This is a genomic window from Candidatus Poriferisodalis sp., assembly GCF_965262965.1.
Taxonomy (GTDB): domain Bacteria; phylum Actinomycetota; class Acidimicrobiia; order Acidimicrobiales; family Poriferisodalaceae; genus Poriferisodalis.
In genome coordinates this window covers 3,500,574-3,518,474 of the sequence record NZ_OZ253573.1, presented here as the reverse complement: position 1 = coordinate 3,518,474, position 17,901 = coordinate 3,500,574, and the positions used below count along the sequence as shown (strand labels likewise).

The window sequence follows — 17,901 nt, the reverse complement described above, 5'->3', positions numbered from 1 at the left end:
TTTCAGAATTGCAGGCTGCGCTCACTCAGGAGCCCGACGACGCCGTCTGAAGAGCCCGATGAGGCCCCGAGGGAAGACGAACGTCAACGCGATCAGAACGACGCCAAAAACGAATTGCTCTTCATCGAGCAAGCTCAGGAATTCGCTGACAGGACCGAGGCCGCTGATCCCGCCGCCGAGCTCGCCAAGCCAGGAGAACACCTCGCGAATCGCCACGCCAAGCACGGACCCCCACAGCGAACCAAGGCCGCCCAGCACAGCCATGGCGTACAGCACCAGCGACTCTTGGAACGGGAACGACTCCTGCGAGGTGAACGGCACGAGGATGATGCTGAGGGCGCCGGCGAGGCCAGCCAACGAGGCGCTGACGGCAAATGTCGTGACTCTTGTCGCTACCAAGTTGACGCCATACACGGCCGCTGCTGTGTCGTTGTCACGCAGCGCACGCATGGCCCTGCCCGGCCGGCTGTTGATGATGTTGTACGTCAGCCACATGGCGAGCGCCACCACCGCCACACAGACGAGGTAGCGATATAGGCCTTCGGCCCACCGGCTCGTGCCGAACCACTCCGGCGCCACCAACTCGGCACCCACTGCTCGACCGCTGACGCCACCCGTGAATGCAGGAAATCGCTTGGCGAGCGGCTGGAACACGATCGCGAGGCCCATGGTGACAAGCGCGAGGTGAATCCCCTTGATGCGCAGTGCCGGCAAGCCGATCACACCGCCTGCAACTCCTGCCACCGCCACGCCCGCCACGATGGACACGATCCACGGCAACGAAAGGTCGTCCGCTGCATATGCGGCGCCGAACGAGCCGAGCGCGACGAAGACACCGTGGCCCAGGCTGATCATGCCGCCGTATCCCGTCGCGATGTTCACACCGAGCACAGCAAGCACCATGACGACGAGCTGCGTGTTTTGCCGCAGTTCGGTCACGGTGCTCATGAACGGCACGGCCACGAGCCAAGCGAGGAGCAGGATGGCTCCGATCCACGTCAGTGGACCGGCACGACGAAGGCGCGCAGTGCCAGAAGGCGATGTTGCGCGGACCCGAGCCTCCGCTGTCGCGGCGAGCGCAGATCCGGTTGGCGACCCCGTGGGCGGCGGAACAGAGATGGCTTCCGAAGTCGCCTCAACAGCTTCGGGGGTAGGCCCTGCGGGTGTCTCGGCTTGCGGTGCAAACACCGAGAAGACGCTGGCATCGGCGCCCGCGACCTCGTCGTCATCGGGGCGCGGCAGCGGCGACGGCCAGTCGTCGTCGCTCACACCCGCTCGATTCGCTGCGTACCGAACAGACCCGCAGGCCGCACGATGAGCACCGCAACCATCGCCAGCATTGCCGGAAGCACGCTCAGCTCGAACCCGATGAACGGGACATACGCGGGGATCAGCGTCTGACTCAAGCCGATGACCACGCCACCGATCAGTGCGCCCTTGGGAGAGTCCAGCCCACCGAGAGTTGCGGCAGCGAAGGCATACACGAGTACTCGCACCATCATCGTTGGCTCGAGCAGCACCGAGTTTGCGCTGATGTTGGCAGCAATCGCGCCCAGCCCCGCTGCAAGCGCCCAGCCGTACATCAACGTGGGACCCACTCGAATCCCGTTCAGTTCCGCAGAGACGGGGTCGATCGAAACTGCACGAAATGCCAAACCCGCCCGCGTCCGCTGCAGCAGCAGCGCCAACAGCACGAGCAGAACGATCAAGATCATCCATGCGCCCACCGTCGAGAAGCGGAGTCGCGCGCCGCCGATCGCGAAGTGGTCATCGGCGCCGGAGGGGAAGATCGGAGGGAAAACCCTCGGTCCCGTACCCCACCACTGCCCCATCAGCGAATTCAGCGCCAGCAAGATGCCGATCGTGACGTTGACCAGGGCTAACTCGGGCGCGCTTCGTAGTGGCCGGATGAGCACCCGTTCGGTAGCTGCGCCCGCTGCGACGCCGAAGATGATGGCGCCGACGATCGCGAACGGTGTTACCAGCGGCGCCCCGATCCAAGATGCGAGTCCGCCCCCGGTGACCCCTGGTGCGGCACCGCTGAGGAGGACGAAAGCGACGTACGCCGAGAATGTGGCCATCTCGCCCTGTGCAAAGTTGAGCAGCCCGGTCGAGCGGAAGATGATGACCAGCGCCAGTGCGAGTGATGAGTAGATGGCGCTGTTGAACAGAGCATCGAAGACTCGCTGGAGCAGCAGAACCATGTCCATTTCAGCCGCTCAGCCTCTCTCATCGCCTGCGGCCGGGAGCCGCTGCGTTCGGAGCACGTAGCGGCTGATCGTCGCGGTGCGGCTAGTCCGACGACGCGCCGACGCTTGCAGTCTCGCTCGACGCTTCGGCGTCTTCGGTCGGGTCGGAGAACACGAAGAACTTCAGCCCGATGACAACGATCGCCACGATGGCGATGACGCTCAGCACCATTGCGAGCACACTCTGGGTCGGCCAGCCGACAAGCCAGTAGCCGACAGATGTCTCAGAGGCGTTAATAGCCGGTTGGGAAACGTCGCACAACGTCGCCACGTCCAAGTTGGCGACCTCGCCTGTTGGGAACGTCGCACAGAAATCACCAGCCGAGCCTTTGAAATCTTGTGACTTGAGCGCCTCGGTAACTGCGGGAATGGCCTGGATTTCATTACCGTCGCGGTTGAGCGTCACTGCTTCACGGGCCAGGTGGCTGACGTGGTGCGCGCGAAGCGCGATGTTCAAAGCGAACGTCTGGACGTAGGCGAAGCCCAGCACGCCGAGCACTCCGGCGATCTTGGCCTGTGATGCCACCTTGTCTGCATTGTCGCCACGCAAACCGGCTTTGACCGCGCGCAGCTCGTTCATCGAGACGAATACGACGACCGGCGCGAGCACAACGATTGCGAACCTCAACCCGAACGCCAACGTGCCGACAATCAGGTTGTCCATGTTCATCAGCACCCAGCCGGCGATCAGGAGCACAGGTCCCGCCACAGCGAAGCGCATAGCCCACATCGAGCGGTTCGATTCCGGGCCGGGATCGAATCCCGCCATCGGCGAGACGGGCTCGTCATCGGGTGTCAGGGGAACGACCTGGATGATCTTCTTCTGGATTGCGGTGATCATCGAGGCGATGCCGCCCGGAGCGAAGAATGTGAACAGGATGAGGATCAAGCCGAAAATGGCCGCGGACAACGGGCCGTCACCGTCGAGGTTGTAAAAGCCCAGCGGGATGGAGATGCGCTTGGTGAGGTCGCGCACCCACACCACGAACAAGCCTCCGAAGACGGAACCCTGCAGCGTGCCGACGCCGCCGATGACCAATCCGATGATCAGATCGACTGCGAGCAAGAAGGTGAAGTCCTGGCCGGCCACGAAGCCTTTGTCGAGGCACCACATGAGACCCGCCAGCGAGCCCAACGACGCACTCAGCGCGAAATTGACGGTTTTGTACATCGGCAGGTTGACGCCGTAGACGGCGGCACCAGCCTCATTGTCACGGATTGCGAGCACAGCTCGGCCGGGCCGACTGCTCATGATGTTGCGCACGAGGGCCAAGACGACTACCACCATGAGCAGCAGGATCCAGTACCGGTAGGCGTTGGCGCCGCGGGCGCCGTCAACACCTGGCAGCCACTCCATGAAGCCCGGCCGGTCGACCTCCTCGATGACATCTCGCCCATTGGGGCCGCCAGTTCGACGGGCAATGCCAAGCTCGTCGATGTTCACCAACGTGGGGAACACCGCCGCCTGGGCGATCGTGACCAAGGCCAAGTACAAGCCCTTGACCCGCAAGGCCGGCAAGCCGACGACGATGCCGATAGCGAACCCCACGATGACGGCGACCGGGATGACCATCCAGTAGTCCCAGAGTTCGTCTTGGACCATGGATGCGGTGACGAAGGCACCGATGCCCATGAAGGCCGAGTGGCCCAGCGCGAGCATGCCGTTGAAGCCCACGACAAGGTTGACGGCCAGCACAGCGACCATCAGCACGAGGGCGCGATTCATCTTGCCGATCTCGAACGGCTGGAGCACCAGCGGAACCAGCACGGCGAGGGCTACGGCATAGCCCCAGCCCAAGAACCGCCACTGACGGTGCTGCTTGCCGCCCTTCTCAACGATGAGCAATGGTGAACTCATGAGTATGCAACTCCCCTTCGGGTCGTTGAGCTAGACGCGCTCGATACGGCGGGTTCCGAAGAGACCCGCGGGACGGAACAACAACACGATCAAGATCAGCAGGAACGCCATGGCCAACTGCAAGATCGAGAAATAGGCCTGACCGAGCACGACCACGCCGAACCAAGAAACCAATACCGACTTGACTAAGCCGACTGCCAAGCCACCGACGATGGCTCCCCCGAGGCTGTCGAGGCCGCCAAGAGCCGCTCCGGCCAACGCGTAGATCAGGATGGCCAGCATCATGTTCGGGTTGACACCGCCGAGTGCAGGCGAGACCAGCGCGGCGCCCAAGGTGCCGAACACCGACGCCAGCGCCCAGCCGAAGCCGAGTGTGCGCCCGGTGTTGACGCCGACCAGCCGTGCGGACTCTGCATTCGACGACACCGCCCGGAATGCGAGGCCTGCCTTGGTCTTGCCCAGGATCAGGGCGAGCGCCACCAGCGCAACCGCCAGCGAAGCCCAGATGCCGATGGTTCGATAGTGCAGGCGGGCACCGAGGACTTCCCAGAATGTGCGTCCGACCAAGTCACAGGTCTCTGCATCGACGGTTCCGGCTGCGACCTCCTGCAGCGACCCGTCAACCTCGACACAAGAGAGCATGCCGTCACTGCTCTTCTTCAGCTCGCTGCCGTTCGGCACCCAGCCAGGGAACGCGCCGAACGGATCGTTCACACGGCGCACCTGGTAGTTCCAGATGTCTCCGGCAACAGCGTTGATGAGCAAGAACAAACCGAGCGTGATGAGCACCACTGGCAAGTGGTCGTCGGGGTCGAACGGTCGCACGAGTGCCCGCTCGACGGCTGCGCCGATGATTGCGCTCACCCCCATCGCTATGAGGATCGACAACCAGAGCCACAGGCCCTGCTCGACGTTCAGCACATAGACGAAGAACGCACCGAGCATCGCCAACTCGCCGGTCGCGAAGTTGATCAGCGTCGTCGCCTTGAAAATCAGCACCAACGCCAGCGCCACCGCCGCATACACGGCGCCGTCACGCAGTCCGTTGAAGATGAAATCCGGGAGGATCTCGAAGTTCCAGTTCACTTTCTGCCCCAGTCCCTTCGGATCACGCGCCCAAGTACGCTTCCTGCACAGCAGGATCGTTCTTGAGATGGTCAGCCGGTCCATGCAGAGCGATCTCGCCGCTCTCGATCACGTAGCCGTAGTCGGCCATGTCCAGTGCCAAATTGGCATTCTGCTCGACGACGAGCATCGTCAGCCCGGTTTCCTTGTTGAGCTGTGTGAACCGCTCGAACAAGTCCTCGATGATGAGCGGCGCGAGACCCAGGGACGGCTCGTCGAGCAGCAGCAGCCGGGGCCGGCACATCAACGCCCGGGCCACCGCGAGCATCTGCTGCTCACCGCCGGAGAGCGAGCCCGCCATCTGGTCTCGGCGTTCTTCGAGCCGGGGGAAGATCTCGAACCAACGGTCGACATCGGCCGAGACCTCGTTGTCCCTGCGGGTGTACGCACCGACCTTCAGGTTGTCCATGACCGACAGCTCAGCGAACGTGCCTCGACCCTGAGGCACGTGTGCGACGCCTCGCCGCACGATGTCGGCCGTATGGGCACGGGTGATGTCGGTTCCTTCCATTGTGATCGTGCCGGAAGTTGTGCACATGTTGCACAGCGCCCGCAGCGTCGTGGTCTTGCCGGCGCCGTTGGCGCCGAGAATCACGACGACGTTGCCGTGGGGCACCTCGAAGTTGAGGCCACGAAGGACCTCCACCGCGCCGTAGCGCGCGTGGAGATCCACGGCCTTCAGCATCATCTCTGTCATGAAGAACTCCCCAGGTACGCCTCGATGACCTCCGGGTCGTTGCGCACGACATCGGGGGGACCGTCAGCGATCTTGCGGCCGAAGTTGAGCACGACGAGGTGCTCGCTGATGTTGAGCACCATGCGCATGTGGTGCTCAACCAGCAGGACCGACAGCTTGTGCCGGTCGCGAATGTCCTTGATGTCTTGTGCGAGCGAATCGACCTCTTGGTGTGTGAGGCCCGACGCTGGCTCGTCGAGCATGATGAGGCGCGGGTTCGAGATGAGTGCCCGGGCAAGTTCGATCCGCTTCAGCGTGCCGAATGGCAGACCTGCGGCGGGGAGGTAGGCATATTCCTCGAGGCCGAGCTCCTCGAGAATGTCCCAAGCCCGCCGGCGCAGCGCCTTTTCCTCGTTGCGGGTGTTCAGCCTGAACGCAGCAGTGAAGAAATTGGCCTTGGTGTTCGTGTGATCACCCACCATCACGTTTTCGATGACGGTCATTCCGCGCCACAGCGCCAGGTTCTGGAATGTCCGGTACAGACCGACGCGACTGATCCGGTGCGCCGACATTGCGAGCAGATCATGCCCGTCGAAGGTGATCGAGCCAGTCGTCGGGTCGTAGATCCGACTGACCACGTTGAACAACGTGGTCTTGCCCGCACCGTTCGGCCCGATGAGTCCGAGAATCTGCCCCTCGTCGAGCGTGAAGGACAAATCGTCGAGCGCACGGATGCCGCCGAACTGCACGGAGATGTCTGAGACTTCGAGCAACGCCACGCGTTGAACCCCCTCACGGTCGGCGCCGGTCAGATGACCGGCCGCAGGCAAGTTATCAGGTCAGTTCCTCCGGGCGAGGTTCCGGCTCAGCCCCTCCCCGCCAATATCAGCGGGTGATGGTAGGTCACAAACACGCCGGGCGTGCAAACCGGGCGAGCAACGTGGAGAACTCACCGAAATCTGAGCGCAAACATCGCACGACGGTTGTCGCACAAGCGCCGCCGGGAGGGTTCGGGGAGGAGGACTTGAACCCCCAATGACTGGACCAGAACCAGTTGTGTTGCCAATTACACCATCCCCGAGGGCGCCAAGAAGGCTACCGGCGGGCATGGGAGCCGGGAAGCCGGATTTCTCTGGTCAGTCGCCAAGCCGATCCCGCGCTGCGCGCAGCCGCGCCAACGTCGCGTCGCGTCCGAGCAGCGCGAGCGACTCGAACAGCGGTGGACCCACGGCGCGTCCGGTGACAGCGACGCGCACTGGAGCCTGCGCCTTGCCCAGCTTGAGGCTGAAGGTCTCACCGATCTCGCGCAACAGAGCGTGCAATGCGTCAGCAGTCCACGGCACTTCGGCAAACGCAGCGACGGCCGCGTCGAGAATCTGGGCCGCAGGCGGCGCCGTGGTCTTGCGCCAGTCGTCGGGATCGATCTCAGGCTCGCAGAACAGGAACGCGATGCGATCCGGGGCATCCGACAACACGCGCGTTCGCTCTCGTATCAGGGGTGCAACCGCACTCAATGACTCTTGGTCAACGTCAACTCCCCACGATTCAGCACTCACCCACGGTTCGATCGCCGCGGCGAATCCAGCATCGTCGAGCGCCCGCAAGTACTCGCCGTTCATGGCCGTGAGCTTGTCCATGTCGAACATGGCGGCGGCGGCGTTCACGTCTGCGAGATCGAACAGCTCGACGATCTCGGCGAGCGGTCGAACCTCGATTCCGTCCGGCGGCCCCCACCCCAGCAGGGCGAGATAATTCGCCATGGCGGAGGGCAGAACGCCCCGGTCGCGGTAGCTCGTCAATGAGACGTCGTCCCGCCGCTTGGAAAGCTTGCGACGCTGGCTGTTCACGATGAGCGGCAAGTGAGCGAATGCCGGCACGTCGGCCGATCCCAGCGCAGCGCGCAGCAGTACCACCTTCGGCGTCGTATTGAGCAGGTCCTCGCCGCGCACCACGTGCGTGATGCCCAGGTCGAGGTCGTCGACTGCATTGGCCACAAAAAACGTCGCGCGGCCATCGCTGCGTCGCACCACGAAATCCTCGATGGCGGCGTTCGGAAACTCGACGCGCCCTCGAACGACGTCATCGAAAGCTGTGACGCCTTCATCCGGCACTGAGAAACGCACGGCGCCCTCGTCGTGGTAAGCACGTCCCTCGTCCAGCCAGCGCTCGACGGCAGCGTCGTACAGATCGTTTCGACGGCTCTGATAGATCGGCTCGCCGTCGAAGTCGAGTCCCAGCCAATCAAGCATCTCGAAGATCTCCGAGACATGATCCGCGGTTGCAAGTTCGGTGTTGGTGTCCTCGATGCGCAGGAGCATCTCGCCGCCGCAGTGCCGGGCGTACAGCCAGTTGTACAAAGCAGTGCGCGCGGTACCCAGATGGGGGAGGCCGGTTGGAGCCGGAGCGAAGCGCAGCCGCGGACGGCCCCTCAGCACTGGCCGGTACGGCAGTTCGGGTCTGACGGATCGACCCAGCGGCCGACGGGCCTGCCCGCGAGTGCGAGCAAGCGTTGCAGTGGCGGCGTGGACAGGTCCACTTCGAGCGCATCGAGTCCCGGCCACGTCCACACGGCCGGCGCTGCTGCAAGCACACGATCCACCAGCAATTCGTCGAGTCCGGCACCGGCGCTGATCGCCTGCTGCAGGTCGTAGCCGAGAACGGTCAGCTCGACGACTCGCGTCCACAGCAGCTCACGCAGTCGCGGGCTGAAGCCTGCTCCCGCATCGAGGCTCGCAGCGACTGCGAGCACCGTGCGAATGCTCTCCACGACGGGCTGCGTCGGGTCGGGTCGCTTCGCGGAGGTGCTGCCGAGACCCAATCCGAACCTGGCCGCAGGTCGTGCCAACTCGATGGACGGCGGAGCAGGCTGTCCGCTCATCTCAGCTGCGGCGGCCATGTTGCTGTTGGCGACGCGCTCGAGCAGATCGGCGATGGTGTGGTCGCCCAAGGGGTGCGCCAGCGGCATGGTCAGGTGTTCCCACGCCGGCAGACGCATCCGCGCGGCGAAGTCGGTGCAGGCTCGGCGATGCAGGCGCAGCAGCTCTCGATCGGTGTGCGTACTGGAAGTTGTGCTGCTCATCACCATCAGTGTCTCCTCACGCCGATCCCCAACGCCGCCTCCGACTTCACGTGCACGTGTCCGATCAACCGACGCCGGACGGAGCGGGCGTCACGCTCGCGAACTCGGTGCTCAGCCATCGGGGTCCCGAGTCAATGAGAGCGGATCGGACCGGTAGCGCTGGGCAATCTCGGCCGGCGTCAACGCGAGCACCTCGGACGCCACGCAGGCGACGAGCCTTCGTACTTCGTTGTAGTGGTGCGCTTCAGCAGCCCCTTCGAACAGGCTCTCGCGCCGCGTCACCAGCTCTGCGGGCGGTTGATCATCGAAGTAGCCGAAGGCCGTGTAGGCCGTTTCCAGATCGTGCACGACAGGCGCTCGACCGAAGATCGATGCTCGCTTGAGGGCGACTGCAACGCAGCCAGCGTCGACATCGCGCCGATCTTCGCCTTCGACGAGCAGCACGCGTTCATCGAACAGGTGCACGAGCCCGTAGGCGTATCCCTGATCCGGTCCCGGGTGCCCACGAAGGGCCCCGATCGGCTGTCCTGCATCGAGATCGCCCGGCCGCGCAGCGACCCAACGACGCGGCGTGACCTCCGGAGAGGCGTACGCGCGAACTTCGTCCAGCGGATGAACACGAACGTGGCGCGGCGCAGCCATCGCAGCGCAGTCTAGGAAACGACGCCGACGCGAACGCCGGTCACTGGCGCCCGCGCGCTGTGGCGGTCACTGGCGCTTGCACGCGGTGGCGGTCATTGGCGCTTGCGCGCTAGGGCATAGATCATCGAATCGCGCAATGCCAGCCAGGATGCCTCGATGATGTTCTCCGAGACACCGATGGTGGTCCACGTCGATTCGCCGTCAGTGGAGTCGATCAGCACCCGCGTCACGGCTTCGGTTCCCCGATCTGCATCCAGCACTCGCACCTTGTAATCGGTCAGCCGGACGTTTGCCAGCTCGGGATAGACGTCCCCGACCGCTCGTCGAAAGGCATTGTCGAGGGCGTTCACGGGTCCGTCGCCCTCGCCAACCGTGACGCGACGCTCGCCCGCGACCACGATCCGCAGCGTCGCCTCGGTGTCGAACTCGGCTTCGCGACCCCGTTCAACCAAGACCCGGAACGACTCGACATTGAAGTAGTCGAACGTCTGGCCCGCAGCCCTCCGCAGGAGCATCTCCAGCGATGCGTCGGCGACTTCGAAGTGGTAGCCGGCGTGCTCGAGCCGCTTCAGCTCATCGACCACGCCGGCCATATCGGCGCGGTCGATCTCGATGCCCAGCTCGCCCGCCTTCAACTCCACCGACGCGCGGCCTGACAGGTCACCGAGCAGGAACCGCGTGCTGTTGCCCACAGCAGCAGGATCGACGTGCTCGTAGCTGTCGGGGCGGCGGGCGATGGCGCTGGTGTGCAGCCCTGCCTTGTGCGCGAAGGCCGACGCGCCGACGTACGGCTGCTGATTCTGAGGAGGCATGTTCACGAGCTCGGCGACGTGGTGCGCCACTGAGGTGAAGCGCGCCAAGCAATCGCGAGACACCGTCTCGATACCCATTTTGAGCGTGAGGTTGGGCACCAGCACGGTGTTGTCGCAATTTCCCGTTCGCTCGCCGTAGCCGTTGACGGTGCCCTGGACGTGCGTCGCTCCGGCAACAACACCCGCAACGGCGTTGGCCACCGCGCAGCCGGTGTCGTTCTGGGTGTGCATGCCGATCTGCACCCCGTCGAAGTGCCGCACCACGTCACCCACGATCGCTTCCACCTCGTGCGGCAGCGAGCCGCCGTTGGTGTCGCACAGCACCAGACAGTCAGCGCCGTTGACCGCCGCGGCCTCCAACACCCCGAGGGCGAATTCGGGATTCCGCTTGTATCCGTCGAAAAAGTGCTCTGCGTCGAAGAAGACACGCAGCCCTTCCCTCTTGAGGAACTCCACCGAGTCACCCACCATGGCGATGCCCTCCGACAGCGGCTGCCGGAGCGCTTCGGTGACGTGATAGTCCCACGACTTGCCGACGATGCACACCGTGGAGGTGCCGGCGCCAAGCAGCGAGCTGAGCGTCTGGTCGTCGTCAACGCGACCGCGAGGCCGCCGCGTCGAACCAAACGCCACCAGCGTGGCGTGCTGGAGCTCAAGTTCGGTGGCCGCACGCTCAAAGAAGGCCTCGTCCTTGGGGTTCGATCCGGGCCAGCCGCCTTCGATCCAGTGAATTCCCATCGAGTCCAGCTGGCGGGCAACCTTCAACTTGTCGTCGGGCGAAACGGAAATGCCTTCGAACTGCACCCCGTCGCGCAGCGTTGTGTCGAAGATCTCCACCCGCTCGGGCCACGCCGGATGCCGCACGCCTTCGCGGTCGAGGGGCGGTGCGTCACCGGGTTCGGGAGAGTTGTCGTGTACAGCCATCGCGCTCACCCGTCCGTCAGGCCAGCGTGGATGGCCTTGGCGATCTCGTCGGTGCCGATGTCGGGCACCTCGTCGTGCGAGACGGCGGCCTCACAGGCAGCTCGAACTCGTGCAGCACACTCGGCCTCGCCCAAGAACTCGAGCATGAGCACGGCCGAGAGAACAGCTGCAGTGGGGTTCGCCAGACCTTGACCGGCGATGTCAGGAGCCGAGCCATGGACGGGCTCGAACAGCGAAGGCGACGTTCGGTCCGGGTTGAGATTGGCCGAAGCCGCCAATCCGATGCCACCTGAGATTGCCCCGCCCAAGTCGGTGAGAATGTCGCCGAACAGGTTGTCGGTGACGATCACCTCGTAGCGGTGCGGATCTTCCACGAAGTGGATGCATGCAGCATCGACGTGGTTGTACGCCGTGCCGACATCTGGATACTCGACGGCGACCTCGTTGAACGTGCGCTCCCACAGGTCACCCGAGAACGTCAGCACGTTGGTCTTGTGAACCAGCGTGAGGTGACGCCGCTCGCGCTGGCGAGCCAGCTCGAAGCCGTAGCGGATGACGCGTTCAGCGCCCATGCGGGTGTTGACCGAGCCCTGCGTCGCAATCTCGTGTGGGGTGCCCTTGCGAAGGAAGCCTCCCTCGCCCGCATATGCGCCCTCAGTGTTCTCGCGAATGACCGTGAAACTGTGTCCGTCGGGCAGGGTGAACGGACGAAGGTTCACATAGAGATCCAGCGAAAAGCGGGCCTTCAGCAGCAGGCCTCGCTCGATGACGCCGGGTGGTACCTCAGGCGTGCCGACTGCGCCCAGCAAGATCGCGTCATAGGCGCGCAGCTCATCGAGCGTGTCGTCGTCGAGCACCGTGCCGTCGCGGAGGTAGCGCTGACCGCCCAGATCGAAATCGGTCGTCGAGATATCGGCGCCGGCGGCAGTGATGACATCGAGCGCAACGGAAATGACCTCAGGCCCAATGCCGTCTCCCCCGATGACTGCGATGCGATGGGTCACTGTCTCATTCCCTTTCCCGGACATCAGCTGCTTCTTCGACGCCCGCCGAGGCCCTTGTAGGCCATTTCTGTCGGATGAGTGTGCCCCGAGAAGCCCTCGGTAACCTCACGCAGGTGCCCCAGACCCATCGAATCTCACGCGAGGCCCATGATCGCCTCAGCGCCGAGCTCACCGATTTGGCCGGTCGAGGCCGCATCGACATCGCCACACAGATCGAGACCGCTCGCCTGCTGGGCGACCTGTCGGAGAACGGCGACTACCACGCCGCCAAGGAAGAGCAGGGAAAGATGGCGGGCCGCATCATGCACCTGACCTCCATCTTGGAGAACTGCGAGATCATCGAGGTGCCCTGCAACGGAGTGGTCGCTCCCGGAAACGTGATTTCGATCCGCTTCGAGGGCGACGACATCGTTGAGCAGTACCTGTTCGGTTCCATCGAGGAGCGCCGGCCCGGCATGGATATCGTCTCGCCCGGCTCGCCGATGGGTCAAGCCCTCGAAGGCGCGCAAGCCGGTCAGACCGTCAGCTATGAAGCCAACGGCAACACGCTCAGCATCGAGATCGTCGCCATCGAGTCCTGATCGCCGCCTGAATGCGGGCAGCGTCGACGTCGGCTGTTCCAACGCTGCCGCCGTTGCCGTTGGCAGAGGGCATGTGCAGGGTCCATAGTGATGGGGTGACCAACACCAGTACGCCGCAAGGCCCAGCGGTCGGGCCGCGAACGCTCAGCCAGAAAGTCTGGGACCGCCACCTCGTACGCGCTGGCGACGGACTGCCCGACCTTCTCTATATCGACCTTCACCTCGTGCACGAGGTGACCTCGCCGCAGGCGTTCGAGGGCCTGCGCATATCCGGGCGAACCGTGCGGCGCCCGGACCTCACCGTGGCGACCGAGGACCACAACGTCCCGACTGCAGATCTGCACCTGCCGATCGCCGATCCGATCTCGGCCAAACAGGTCGAGGTGCTGCGGACCAACTGCGACGAATTCGGCATCACGCTGTATCCGATGGGCGACCCTGGTCAGGGCATTGTCCATGTCATCGGGCCGGAACGCGGCCTGACGCTGCCGGGCATGACCGTGGTGTGCGGGGACAGCCACACTTCGACGCACGGTGCCTTCGGCGCGCTGGCGTTCGGCATCGGGACATCTGAGGTCGAGCACGTGCTGGCCAGCCAGACGCTGCCCCAGACGCGTCCCGCCACCATGGAAGTACGGGTCACCGGGGCGGCGCCTGCCGGCGTGACCGGCAAGGACATTGTGCTCGCCATCATCGGACAGATCGGCACCGGCGGCGGCATCGGGCACGTCATCGAGTACCGCGGCGAGGCCATCCGGGCACTGTCGATGGAGGGCCGGATGACGGTGTGCAATATGTCCATCGAAGCCGGCGCCAAGGCTGGTCTCATCGCCCCCGACGACACCACCTTTGAGTACTTGCGAGGCCGACCCGGGGCGCCATCAGGCGCCGATTGGGCCGCCGCCGTCTCGGACTGGCGCTCGCTGGCCACCGACGAGAGGGCGACATTCGACAAATCGGTGGCGATTGACGCCTCCGCGCTGCGGCCCCACGTCACCTGGGGCACGAACCCCGCTCACGTCATTCCCATCGATGCTGCGGTTCCGGGGCCCGCTGACTTCGACGACCCCGTCGACGCCGCGACTGCGCAGCGAGCCCTTGACTACATGGGTCTCGAGGCGGGCGTGCGGTTGTCCGACGTGAAGGTGGACACCGTCTTCATTGGAAGCTGCACGAATTCGCGGATCGAGGACTTGCGAGCGGCTGCAGCAGTTGCCCGCGGGCGCAAGGTGGCCGACGGTGTGCGGACGCTGGTCGTTCCAGGCTCATTCGCCGTGAAGGCCCAAGCCGAAGCCGAGGGTCTGGACGCGGTGTTCACCGAGGCCGGCTTCGACTGGCGGGAGCCGGGCTGTTCGATGTGCCTGGCCATGAATCCCGACAAGCTGTCGCCCGGCGAGCGATCGGCTTCGACCTCGAACAGGAATTTCGAGGGACGCCAAGGGCGAGGCGGGCGGACTCACTTGTGCTCCCCCGAAGTCGCTGCGGCGACTGCGATTGCGGGTTCATTCGCCACGCCCGAAGATCTCGGCTGAGCACAGCTGATTCAACTGTTACAGCCACACCCACACCGAAGAGGGCACAAACATGGAGCCAGTACGCGTGCACGAAGGCCGGGCAGTCCCGCTCGATCGCTCGGACGTGGACACCGACCAGATCATTCCCAGCGATTGGTTGAAGCGGGTCGAACGCACCGGCTTCGGCAAGGGGCTGTTCAGCGAGTGGCGAGACGAGCGCGACTTCGTGCTCAATGACGAGCGATACGCCGGCGCATCAATCCTGGTGGCGGGATCCAACTTCGGCACGGGCTCGTCGCGAGAGCACGCCGTGTGGGCGCTCATGGACTACGGGTTCGTGGCAGTGGTGTCGCCTCGGTTCGGCGACATCTTCCGCAACAACTCCACAAAGAACGGCCTGGTGCCGGTTCAGGTATCCGACGAGACGGCCACGAGACTGCGCTCGGCCCTGGCTGAGGATCCCGACCTGTCCGTGACCGTCGATGTCGAACGCCGGATGCTGAGCGTGCCGGCGGTGGGCATCGAGGAGCCGTTCCCGATGGACGACGCCACCCGGGAGCGCTTCCTCGAAGGTCTTGACGACATCGGCATCACTATGCGCAGCGTGGACGCGATCGACGGCTACGAGACGGGCCGGCCCGATTGGATGCCGACCACGTAGTTGCGCATCGGCTCAGGCAGGCCGCATCTCGACATCGAGTCGCTTCAAGCCCCGCAGCAAGAAGCTGGGGTGGTACTCGAAGTCGTTCGAGCCTGAGAGCTTCACCGACGCCAGCCTTGTCGAGAGTTCCTCCGCCGCGACGCGCCCTTCCAGGCGTGCCAGTGCAGATCCCAGACAGAAATGGATACCGCGGCCGAACGCGAGGTGGTTCATCACGCCCTTGCGCATGGGGCAGAACGATTCAGCGTCGTCGAACGCCGATTCGTCACGGTTCGCCGAGGTGAACATCACCACGACGTGCGAGCCGGCAGGGAGCTCGACGCCGGCCACTTGAGTGTCTTTCGTCACGACGCGGAACATCCCCTGCGTCGGTGTCGACATTCGCAGCGTCTCTTCGACGACGGCCTTCGCTCGAGACGCGTCTGCTCGTAGCGCATCCCACTCGGTGTGGTGCTCCCCCAGCAGCCGCATCATCTCGGTGAGCATCTTGGTGGTGGTCTCATTGCCGGCGACCAGCAGCTGCTCGATGATGCTGAGCATCTCTGACATCTCCAGCGGCGCTGTCGATAGGGCTTCGCCGCCCTGAGGGTTGTGGTCACCCTCGTGGCGGTCAATGCGGGCGTTCAGCAGATTCGTCAGGAGGTCGTCGGCGGGCTCGGTCCGGCGCTGTTCGAGCTGTGCGGCGAAGTACTTCTGGAACTTGATCACCTCTCGCTCGGCGTCCAAGCGTTCCTCGACGGAGATGTTCGTGCCGATACCGGCAATGGAGGCGTCGCTCCAACGCTTGAAGTCGGCCAAGCGGTCATCGCGAACGTTGAGCGCTCGGGCGATGACCGCCACCGGCAGCGGTACTGCGAACGCCTCAACGAAGTCGATCGGGTCGCCGGGGGCGACCGCGGCGAGCATCTCATCGATGAGCGTCGTCGTGATCTCACGAATCGCTGGCTCAAGGTCGTTGATGACTTTGGGCGTGAACGCCTTGCTGACGAGGCGGCGGAACCGGGTGTGGTCGGGAGGATCCGCCGTGAGCATCGTGCCGACGCGGTCGTAGCCGCCTTCAGCCTCGTAGAGCTCCCTGGTACGACGTGCGAGCTCAGAGTTGCCCCGCCCGCCGACATCGAATCGGGACGAGAACGTCTCGTGATCCCGCACCACCTCGAGCACGTCGTCATACCTCGTGATGAGGTACAGCGGAGGTCCTCCGGCGCCGGCAGCAAAGACCGGCGCCGACGCTCGCATCTCGGCGTAGTACGCGTGCGGGCACTGCTGTGCGGAGGGGTCGAACAATCCGAATTCCGCCAACTCGACTTCGCCGGGAGTCGTCGGATGCGTTTCAGACATATGGCCCTGGAACCCTGGTGAGTCGATGCCCGGCACCGGCTCACCGTACTGTTAGGAGACTGAACTGTTGGGAGACTGATGTGAACGGGAAAGCCGTCCAGCAGCCGTCGGTCGCTGCTCGATCCGTTGTGGTCTCGTCCGGCTGCATTCGGTGCGACCCTGCTGGCTGTTGTCGCCCTGCTCGGCGCAGGGTGTGGCGATTCGAGCAGCGAAGCACACGACCCCATCGGCGATGGCTCGCTAGGTGTGGTGCGGGTTGAGCGCGGCGACGCCATTCAGATACGGACCATGACGCGCCTCAGCGGACCTGTCAGCCATGGCCTGACCACCTACCACCAAGCCTCTGTATTCGCCGTCGAGGACTACGGCACGATCCAAGGCGTCACAGTGGAGGTGACCGGCCTCGACGAGCAATGCACCCCTGAGGGCGGCCAGCAGGCGGCACGCACGGTGATCGCCGACCCGGCCATTGTCGGTGTGGTGGGAACGTCGTGCTCAGCAGCTGCTACGGGCGCTTCGCCGGTGCTCTCCGACGCGGGTCTGACGATGATCTCTCCGTCGAACTCCTCGCCCGCCCTGACCTCCGATCTGGCAGGCAATCCCAACGAGTTCTACCGTCCGGGGTACTTCCGCACGGCTCAGAACGACCTGTATCAAGGCGAGGCGGTGGCGAGCTTCCTCCGCGATGCGCACGGTGCCGGGCGTGTGGCCGTCATCCATCACGGCGACGCATACACCAAGGGTTTGGCCGAGGCGTTCCGCAACGCCTTCGAGCGTGTCGGGGGTCGCGTTACCGGCTTTGTCGAGGTCGATCAGGACGCCACGGATCTCACGAGCGTGCTCGCCGAGTTCGCCGATGGCGCCCCGGACGCGCTGTTCTTGCCGGTCACCCGTCCGCTGGCCGACTACGCGGTCTCGCAGGTCCGAGCGTCGGACGCTCTGGGAGAGATCATCTTGGTTGCGGCCGACACGGTGCTCAACGTGCCGTTCCTCGAGCTGGAGGAGAACGAGGGCATCTTTGTCGCCGGTCCTGATCTGCGCTATGGCGGCAATGCCAATCAAGCCACGGGGCGAACCGCCGACCAGGTGATGCAGCGGTTCATCGATGAAACCGGCGAACCCCCGGTTCGGGCGTTCTGGGCTCACTCCTATGATGCGGCCACGCTGCTGCTCGACGCTGTGCTGGCGGCGTCATGGCTTGACGACGGCGCCCTGGTGATCGACCGGGCCGCAGTGCGCCAGCACCTCCACCAGGTGACCGGGTTCGACGGGCTCATCGGGACGCTCAGCTGCGACGGGTTCGGAGACTGCGGTCCGGCAAAGATGACCATCGTCCAGAGCCTCGGCCCGGGCAATGCCGAGGCGTCGCTGCGCAATGTCGTGTACGAGTTCTCGCCCCCCCAGCCATGAATGCGCCGACGAGGAGCAGGGGCTC

The 17,901-nt window shown here is 64.6% G+C and carries 16 protein-coding genes and 1 tRNA gene; 4 read left to right on the top strand and 13 right to left on the bottom strand.

The annotated features are described in order from the left end of the window. Nucleotides 1-21 precede the first annotated feature (21 nt). From ACQY5K_RS16780 to ACQY5K_RS16725, 12 genes are all read right to left on the bottom strand, one after another. Nucleotides 22-1,269 (bottom strand): branched-chain amino acid ABC transporter permease, encoded by a 1,248-nt coding sequence (locus ACQY5K_RS16780; RefSeq protein ID WP_428117643.1) that lies wholly within the window; start codon nt 1,267-1,269, stop codon nt 22-24. Beyond that, nucleotides 1,266-2,210 carry a branched-chain amino acid ABC transporter permease gene (locus tag ACQY5K_RS16775; RefSeq protein ID WP_428117640.1) on the bottom strand — a complete coding sequence of 315 codons (945 nt, stop codon included), beginning with the start codon at nt 2,208-2,210 and terminating at the stop codon, nt 1,266-1,268. The genes ACQY5K_RS16780 and ACQY5K_RS16775 overlap by 4 nt, the downstream gene beginning before the upstream one ends. Before the next feature lie 82 nt (nt 2,211-2,292). Next, nucleotides 2,293-4,107: a branched-chain amino acid ABC transporter permease gene (locus ACQY5K_RS16770; protein WP_428117637.1), complete on the bottom strand. Its 1,815-nt coding sequence runs from the start codon at nt 4,105-4,107 to the stop codon at nt 2,293-2,295. 30 nt (nt 4,108-4,137) lie between these two features. After that, the gene (locus tag ACQY5K_RS16765; RefSeq protein ID WP_428117635.1) at nt 4,138-5,193 is read right to left on the bottom strand and encodes a branched-chain amino acid ABC transporter permease; all 1,056 of its coding nucleotides are present in this window, start codon (nt 5,191-5,193) and stop codon (nt 4,138-4,140) included. A 22-nt stretch (nt 5,194-5,215) separates the two neighbouring features. Beyond that, a complete protein-coding gene (locus ACQY5K_RS16760; protein WP_428117632.1) occupies nt 5,216-5,929 on the bottom strand; it encodes an ABC transporter ATP-binding protein in 714 nt (237 codons plus the stop codon). Further along, on the bottom strand, nt 5,926-6,687 hold the full coding sequence (locus tag ACQY5K_RS16755) for an ABC transporter ATP-binding protein (protein WP_428117629.1): 762 nt from the start codon (nt 6,685-6,687) through the stop codon (nt 5,926-5,928). Before ACQY5K_RS16755 ends, ACQY5K_RS16760 begins: the two co-directional genes overlap by 4 nt. 230 nt (nt 6,688-6,917) lie before the next feature. Continuing rightward, nucleotides 6,918-6,989 (bottom strand) — tRNA-Gln (locus ACQY5K_RS16750). Nucleotides 6,990-7,044: 55 nt separating this feature from the next. Further along, nucleotides 7,045-8,343: a glutamate--tRNA ligase gene (locus ACQY5K_RS16745; protein WP_428117627.1), complete on the bottom strand. Its 1,299-nt coding sequence runs from the start codon at nt 8,341-8,343 to the stop codon at nt 7,045-7,047. Beyond that, the gene (locus ACQY5K_RS16740) at nt 8,337-8,987 is read right to left on the bottom strand and encodes a hypothetical protein (protein ID WP_428117624.1); all 651 of its coding nucleotides are present in this window, start codon (nt 8,985-8,987) and stop codon (nt 8,337-8,339) included. Before ACQY5K_RS16740 ends, ACQY5K_RS16745 begins: the two co-directional genes overlap by 7 nt. 111 nt (nt 8,988-9,098) lie before the next feature. Further along, the gene (locus ACQY5K_RS16735; RefSeq protein ID WP_428117621.1) at nt 9,099-9,629 is read right to left on the bottom strand and encodes a hypothetical protein; all 531 of its coding nucleotides are present in this window, start codon (nt 9,627-9,629) and stop codon (nt 9,099-9,101) included. Nucleotides 9,630-9,721: 92 nt separating this feature from the next. Continuing rightward, nucleotides 9,722-11,365 carry a citramalate synthase gene (gene cimA / locus ACQY5K_RS16730; RefSeq protein WP_428117618.1) on the bottom strand — a complete coding sequence of 548 codons (1,644 nt, stop codon included), beginning with the start codon at nt 11,363-11,365 and terminating at the stop codon, nt 9,722-9,724. Between the two features lie 5 nt (nt 11,366-11,370). Continuing rightward, on the bottom strand, nt 11,371-12,393 hold the full coding sequence (locus ACQY5K_RS16725; RefSeq protein WP_419920846.1) for a 3-isopropylmalate dehydrogenase: 1,023 nt from the start codon (nt 12,391-12,393) through the stop codon (nt 11,371-11,373). An 89-nt stretch (nt 12,394-12,482) separates the two neighbouring features. Here ACQY5K_RS16725 and ACQY5K_RS16720 point away from each other — a divergent pair, with 89 nt between their 5' ends. The 3 genes from ACQY5K_RS16720 (at nt 12,483) to leuD (ending at nt 15,125) form a co-directional block, all read left to right on the top strand. Next, nucleotides 12,483-12,950: a GreA/GreB family elongation factor gene (locus ACQY5K_RS16720; protein ID WP_428117615.1), complete on the top strand. Its 468-nt coding sequence runs from the start codon at nt 12,483-12,485 to the stop codon at nt 12,948-12,950. Nucleotides 12,951-13,045: 95 nt separating this feature from the next. After that, nucleotides 13,046-14,482 carry a 3-isopropylmalate dehydratase large subunit gene (leuC, locus tag ACQY5K_RS16715; protein WP_428117613.1) on the top strand — a complete coding sequence of 479 codons (1,437 nt, stop codon included), beginning with the start codon at nt 13,046-13,048 and terminating at the stop codon, nt 14,480-14,482. A gap of 52 nt (nt 14,483-14,534) precedes the next feature. Continuing rightward, on the top strand, nt 14,535-15,125 hold the full coding sequence (leuD, locus tag ACQY5K_RS16710) for a 3-isopropylmalate dehydratase small subunit (protein WP_419920849.1): 591 nt from the start codon (nt 14,535-14,537) through the stop codon (nt 15,123-15,125). A gap of 12 nt (nt 15,126-15,137) precedes the next feature. On the opposite strand, the gene ACQY5K_RS16705 is transcribed toward leuD, so the two are convergent. Next, on the bottom strand, nt 15,138-16,502 hold the full coding sequence (locus ACQY5K_RS16705; protein WP_428117610.1) for a cytochrome P450: 1,365 nt from the start codon (nt 16,500-16,502) through the stop codon (nt 15,138-15,140). 90 nt (nt 16,503-16,592) lie between these two features. Between ACQY5K_RS16705 and ACQY5K_RS16700 the strand changes: the two genes are divergently transcribed. Next, complete coding sequence (locus ACQY5K_RS16700) at nt 16,593-17,876, top strand: branched-chain amino acid ABC transporter substrate-binding protein (RefSeq protein WP_428117608.1); 1,284 nt, start codon at nt 16,593-16,595, stop codon at nt 17,874-17,876. Nucleotides 17,877-17,901: the final 25 nt, after the last annotated feature.

Excerpts from the sequence above, each read along its gene's own strand:
- ACQY5K_RS16775 (WP_428117640.1), bottom strand. The coding sequence starts at position 2,210 with ATGGACATGGTTCTGCTGCTCCAGCGAGTCTTCGATGCTCTGTTCAAC.
- ACQY5K_RS16770 (WP_428117637.1), bottom strand. The coding sequence starts at position 4,107 with ATGAGTTCACCATTGCTCATCGTTGAGAAGGGCGGCAAGCAGCACCGT.
- ACQY5K_RS16760 (WP_428117632.1), bottom strand. The coding sequence starts at position 5,929 with ATGACAGAGATGATGCTGAAGGCCGTGGATCTCCACGCGCGCTACGGC.
- ACQY5K_RS16740 (WP_428117624.1), bottom strand. The coding sequence starts at position 8,987 with ATGAGCAGCACAACTTCCAGTACGCACACCGATCGAGAGCTGCTGCGC.
- ACQY5K_RS16735 (WP_428117621.1), bottom strand. The coding sequence starts at position 9,629 with ATGGCTGCGCCGCGCCACGTTCGTGTTCATCCGCTGGACGAAGTTCGC.
- cimA (WP_428117618.1), bottom strand. The coding sequence starts at position 11,365 with ATGGCTGTACACGACAACTCTCCCGAACCCGGTGACGCACCGCCCCTC.
- ACQY5K_RS16725 (WP_419920846.1), bottom strand. The coding sequence starts at position 12,393 with ATGTCCGGGAAAGGGAATGAGACAGTGACCCATCGCATCGCAGTCATC.
- leuD (WP_419920849.1), top strand. The coding sequence starts at position 14,535 with ATGGAGCCAGTACGCGTGCACGAAGGCCGGGCAGTCCCGCTCGATCGC.